At 69.2% G+C, this 5735-nt stretch carries 4 protein-coding genes; all 4 read left to right on the top strand.

Annotation, left to right across the window (positions count from 1 at the left end):
• On the top strand, positions 1-1209 hold a 1209-nt coding region (locus Q4F73_RS09380), incomplete at its 5' end, for a DEAD/DEAH box helicase (RefSeq protein WP_303359087.1).
• On the top strand, positions 1210-2034 hold the full coding sequence (locus Q4F73_RS09375) for a hypothetical protein (RefSeq protein WP_303359086.1): 825 nt from the start codon (positions 1210-1212) through the stop codon (positions 2032-2034).
• The gene (locus tag Q4F73_RS09370) at positions 2031-3167 is read left to right on the top strand and encodes an exonuclease SbcCD subunit D (protein WP_303359085.1); all 1137 of its coding nucleotides are present in this window, start codon (positions 2031-2033) and stop codon (positions 3165-3167) included. The genes Q4F73_RS09375 and Q4F73_RS09370 overlap by 4 nt, the downstream gene beginning before the upstream one ends.
• Positions 3168-3171: 4 nt before the next feature.
• The coding region (locus Q4F73_RS09365; protein ID WP_303359084.1) for an AAA family ATPase at positions 3172-5735 on the top strand (2564 nt) is incomplete at its 3' end.

Below are 5735 nucleotides of genomic sequence, written 5' to 3'. Positions count from 1 at the left end.
CTGCGGGTGATCGTCCACCACGGCAGCGACCGCCTCCACGGCGACGAGCTGTCCGCCACGGTGGCGGAGAGCGACCTGGTGATCACCAGCTACGGCGTCGTCGGGCGCGACTTCTCCGAGCTGGGTGAGCTCACCTGGGACCGCGTGGTGCTCGATGAGGCGCAGGCGATCAAGAACTCCACCACCCGCGCGTCGAAGGCCGTGCGTTCCCTGCCCAGCCGCCACCGCGTGGCCCTGACGGGCACCCCGGTGGAAAACCGCCTGTCCGAGATGCGCTCCATCCTCGACTTCTGCAACCCCGGCGTACTGGGCTCGACCAGCTTCTTCCGCAACCACTTCGCCAAGGCCATCGAGCGGCAACATGACGAGCAGATGACCGAGCGCCTGCGCCTGCTCACCGCCCCCTTCATCCTGCGGCGCCTGAAGACCGATCCGACCATCATCGACGATCTGCCCGAGAAGAACGAGGAGATCATCACCGTCGAGATGACCACCGAGCAGGCGGCCCTGTACACCGCGCTCGTGCAGGACGTGCAGGCCCGCCTGGAGGAACGCCACGGCATGGCCCGGCGCGGCCTGGTGCTGGCCACCATCACCCGCATCAAGCAGATCTGCAACCACCCGGCGCAGTACCTCGGCGACGGATCCCCGGTCACGGTCCGGGGCCGCCACCGCTCGGGCAAGGTCGAGGAGCTCATGCGGCTTCTCGACGTCGCCATCGCCACCGACCAACGCATGCTCATCTTCACCCAGTACAAGGCCTTCGGCGACATCCTCGTGCCCTACCTCTCCGAGCGCCTCGGCGAGCAGGTGCCCTTCCTCCACGGTGGCGTTACCAAGACGAAACGCGATCAGATGGTGGGGGACTTCCAGTCGGAGAGCGGACCGCGGGCGATGATCCTCTCCCTCAAGGCCGGCGGCACCGGACTCAACCTCACCGCCGCCAGCATGGTGGTGCACATGGACCGGTGGTGGAACCCGGCCGTGGAGAACCAGGCCACCGACCGCGCCTTCCGCATCGGGCAACTCAAGGATGTGGCGGTGTACAAGATGATCACCGCCGGTACGCTGGAGGAATCCATCCAGGACATCCTGGACGGCAAGACCGAACTGGCCGGGGCCGTCATCGGCGAGGGTGAGGGCTGGATCACCGAGCTCGGCCCGGAGCAGCTGGCCCAGCTCATGAGCTACCGCGGGAGGGACGAGTAGATGGTCAACCCGAGCGAGGACAATGTCATCTACGCCAACTTCGGGCGGAAGGTGCGCGTCGAGAAGCCGGAGCAGACCCGCGACGAACGGGTCGCCCGCCGCCCCGCCATGGCCCCGGCCGCGGAGCTGCTGCTCGAGGTGGTCACCTCCCGGGCCGATCGCGGACGGATCACCCGCGGGCGCGACTACGCCCGCGCCGGGCATGTGCTGAGCATGGATCTGCGTCACGGCGCCGTCCACGCCCAGGTGGCCGGTTCCCAGAACGAGCCGTTCACCGTGACCGTCCAGCTGCCCTACCGCAACCCTGATGACCTGTCGGTGGTCTCCGCGGAGCTGGCGCGCACCCCCAACGGCATGCGCGGGGCGCGCAAGGGTGAGCTGTCGCGGACCGTGGTCGGGGTGCTGCTGGCCGAGGACGTCAATGACATCCGGGTGCGTTGCGACTGCCCGGACCCCTACGCCATCTGCAAGCATGCGGTGGCGGTGGTGGAGAAGCTGGCCGGCAAGATCGACGCGGACCCGCTGGCCCTGTTCAGTCTGCGCGGCATGGACCTCATCTCCCTGGAGAGGGCGGTCATGGCCCGGGCGAAGGACATCACCCGCGAGTCCGAGGAGAATCCCGAGCTGTTCTGGTCCGGGCGGGAGCTGCCGAGCCTGCCCGAACCCCGGGTGGCGCCTGCGCTCGACGACTCTGACCTGGATCTTCTGCACAAGGCGATGCGCGCGATCTCCTACACCAACGTCGATCAGTTGCGCGCAGTCTCCGATATCGAAGACATGTACGACCACCTGTGTCGGGGTGGCATGCTAGACAAGGAGACATGACGGCCCCGCAGTCCATCACCTTCATCCACTCCTCTGACCTGCAGTTGGGCATGACCCGCTGGTTCATCGAGGGGGAGGCGCAGGCGCGTTTCGATGACGCCCGCCTCGACTCCCTGCGTCGCCTGGGATCCCTCGCCACCGAACACGGCGCCGCCTTCATCGTCATCGCCGGTGATGTCTTCGACTCCAATTCGCTCAGCGCCCAGACCCTGGGCCGCGCGCTCGAGGCGCTGCGGGCCCTGCCGGTCCCCGTCTACCTCCTGCCCGGTAATCATGACCCGTTGGTGGCGGATTCCGTTCTCGCGCTTATCGACGTCCCCGGGGTCCACCTCCTCGACGACACCTCCGCCGTGCCGGTCGCCGAGGGCGTCGAGGTGGTGGGTGCGCCCCTGCGGGCGCGTACGGCCGCCACGGATCTGGTGCGCGACGCCCTCCAGGGGCTGGAACCGACCGAGAAGATCCGCATCATGGTCGCTCACGGGCAGGCGGAGGCGCGTTCGCATGACTTTCGGCCCGATCTCATCGACCTGGGCTACGTGGAGTCCCGTCTGGCGGACGGCACCATCGACTTCCTGGCGCTGGGGGACACCCATTCCGCGCAGCCCGTGGGGGACAGCGGGCGGGTGTGGTTCTCCGGCTCCCCGGAGGTGACGGACTTCCGTGATCACGCCACGGCCGGTGGCGGCGAGAACAACTCCGGTCGCGCCCTGGTGGTGGAGGTCTCCAAGGGGCAGGCCACCGTGACGGAGGTCGAGGTCGGGCAGTGGCGTTTCGAGGCGCTCGACCACGAACTCATGGGAATGGCGGACGTGGAGGAGTTCCTCGCCGCGCTCGACGCCTACCCCGACAAGCAGCGCACCGTGATCAAGTACGGCCTGCGCGGCACCCTCAACATGTCCGCCACCCGCGCCCTCGAGGAGGGGTTGGATGCCCGCCGGCCGGTGTTCGCGGCGCTGTTCGAACGGCAGCGGCTGAGCGATCTGCACCTGGAACCCGGCCCGGATGAACTCGATGCACTCGGGGTCAGCGGCTTCGCGGCCTCCGCCCTCGACGAGCTGGTCGGCGCAGCTGCCTCGGACCCGGTCGCGCGCGACGCCGTCAACCTCTTTTTCCGCCTGGCACGGGAGGACTAACCCCATGCGCATCCATGCACTGACCATCGAGAACTTCCGCGGCATCGCACGTCTGCAGGTCACGGAGCTGCCCGAGACCGGCGTCATCGTCATCCACGGTGACAACGAACAGGGCAAGTCCACCATCCTCGACGCCCTCAATGCGGTGCTCCACGAGAAGCACAGTGGGCGTTCCAAGTCCGTGAAAGCCTGGCAGCCGGTGGGCCGCGACGTTTCGCCGACGGTGTCCTTGACGGCCACGATCGGCCCGCAGACATTCACCATCACCAAGAACTGGCTGAAGGCACCCAAGTCGGAGCTGCGTATCACCGCCCCCCGGCGCGAGACGCCCCTCACCGGGCGGGAGGCCGATGCGAAGCTCGAGGAGATCATCTCCCGCCACCTGGACAGTGACCTCGCCAAGACCCTGTTCCTGCGGCAGGACGACCTCGGCGAGGCAATCAGTGCCGTCGGTATCTCCTCGGTCACCCGGGCCCTGGACGGCGTGAGCGGGGAGGCTGGTTCCGGCACCGAGGACACCGCGCTGAGCGCCGCCGTGGACAAGGAATACGCCCGCTACTTCAACTCGCAGGGAGCTGCCCGGGAACTGAAGGAGGCACTCAGCGCCGCTGAGCAGGCCCGCGCCGACCACGACGCCGCCGCGAGTACTCATGCCGAGCTCACCGGGCATGTCGACCGCCACGAGCGGGTCACTCAGCGCCGGGCCAGTGCTTTGGCGGATCTGCCCTCCGCCGAAGCCGAGGAAGCGGAACAGTCAGAGAAGTCCCGGCTGGCCACACAGGCCCGGGAGCGAGCCGACGCCCTGCGTCGTGAGCTTCAGCTGTCTGTTGCAGCGTTGGATCGAGCGGAGCAGGCCGTGACCCGCCGCGAAGAACTAGGCGCGGCGGTTGCCAAGGCGCAGGCGGGCCTGGATTCCTACACCGCCGGGCTGGACGCGGCCCGGGAGGATCACGCCCTCGAGCAGGCCCAGCTCCAGGAGCTGGGGGCTCGGCTCACAGCGGCGCGGCAGTCCCAGGAGACTGCGACGGAAAAGGTGCGCACCGCCCGCCGCGACCTGCGGTTGGCCACCGGTGCTTCCCGCCGAGGTGCCTTGCGGACCCAGCTCGCGGCGGTCCGCGACCTGACTGCCGCGATCTCTCAGGCCCGCGCGGCTGTCGCCGGACGCGAGGTCACCGATGCAGATGTCCGCGCGCTCGAGGACGCCCACAATGAGCTCGTCCTCGCCCGGCGCCAGCGGGCCCAGTCCGCCGCCCGCCTGGTGATCACCGGACCCGCCGGGGCGGTCATCTCCGTCGACGGTGCGGAGGTGTCACTGGATGCCAGCATCGAACTGGCGGATGGGACCGAGCTGAGCATCGGCGAGATCACCGCCCGCTACCACGCCGGGCACTCCGAGGCCGCCGGCGAGGATCCGGTGGCGGCAGCCGAGGACAGGCTGCGGGAGCTTCTCGACACCCTCGACCTCTCCGACATCGATGCCGCCCGCACCGCCCGTGACACCTACCGGCGGGCGGCGGAGGAGCTGTCCGGTCTGCTGCGGGAGCGCACCGCCCTGCTGGGTGGTGCGGAGGAGGAGATCCTGGCCGCCGAGCTCAGCCGCCTGGAGGACGAACTCGCTGACGAGGACATCCCGGATCTGGATGCCACCGCCGCTGCCGAGGCGCTGCAACGAGCCGAGGAGGAGCGCGACCAGATCGCGTCCCAGGTTGACGAGATCACCCGCGCACTCGGGCCCTGGCAGGAGCGGCGCGCGGAGAACAAGCTCACCGCCCTCACCGTGCGCATCGAGTCGGCGACCGAACAACTGGCCCTGGCGCAGGCGGCGGTGGAGGCCGCTGATGCCGAATCCGATGTCGCGACCCTCGAGCAGGCGGTGCAGACCGCCACCGAAGCCCGGGATGCGGCCGCCGAGACATCCCGCCTCGCTGACGCGGAGGTTGCCGCGGTCGATCCCGAGTTGGCTGCCCAACTCCACGCGGGAGCACAGACGCGACTGACGTCGGTCCGTGACACCATCACCCGCGCGGATCAGGATCTCGCGGAGCTCAAGGGCTACATCCGTCAGGCGCAGGGCGCGGCCGAGCGCCTGGACAAGGCCGCCTCTGCCCGGGAGGCGGCTGAGCACCGCCTGGCGTCCGTGACCCGCCGCGCCGAAGCCGTGCGCCTGCTGCGTGACACCCTCCACCGCCACCGCACCCAGGCCCGCGCCCGCTACGCGCAGCCCTTCGCGGAGCAGCTCACCAGCCTGGCAGGCACGGTGTTCGGTGCCGATGTGGAGTTCGGGCTCTCCGACCAGTTGGAGGTCACCCAGCGCAGCGTCGGGGCCGACACTGTTCCGCTGGCGGATCTGTCCGGTGGAGCGAAGGAACAGCTGGCCATCCTCACCCGTTTCGCCATCGCCCAACTCACGGCGCGGGAGACCGACGACGGCCATGTGCCGGTGCCCGTTATCGTCGATGACGCGCTCGGTTCCACCGATCCCTCCCGCCTCCAGCTGATGGCGACGCTGTTCTCCCGGATGGGCACCACCGGGCAGGTCATCGTGCTCACCTGTGTACCGCAGCGCTA

Origin of the sequence: Corynebacterium sp. (assembly GCF_030535495.1) — a bacterium.
Taxonomy (GTDB): domain Bacteria; phylum Actinomycetota; class Actinomycetes; order Mycobacteriales; family Mycobacteriaceae; genus Corynebacterium.
Note: the sequence above shows the minus strand (reverse complement) of the source record. Positions and strands in the feature narration are given on the sequence as shown.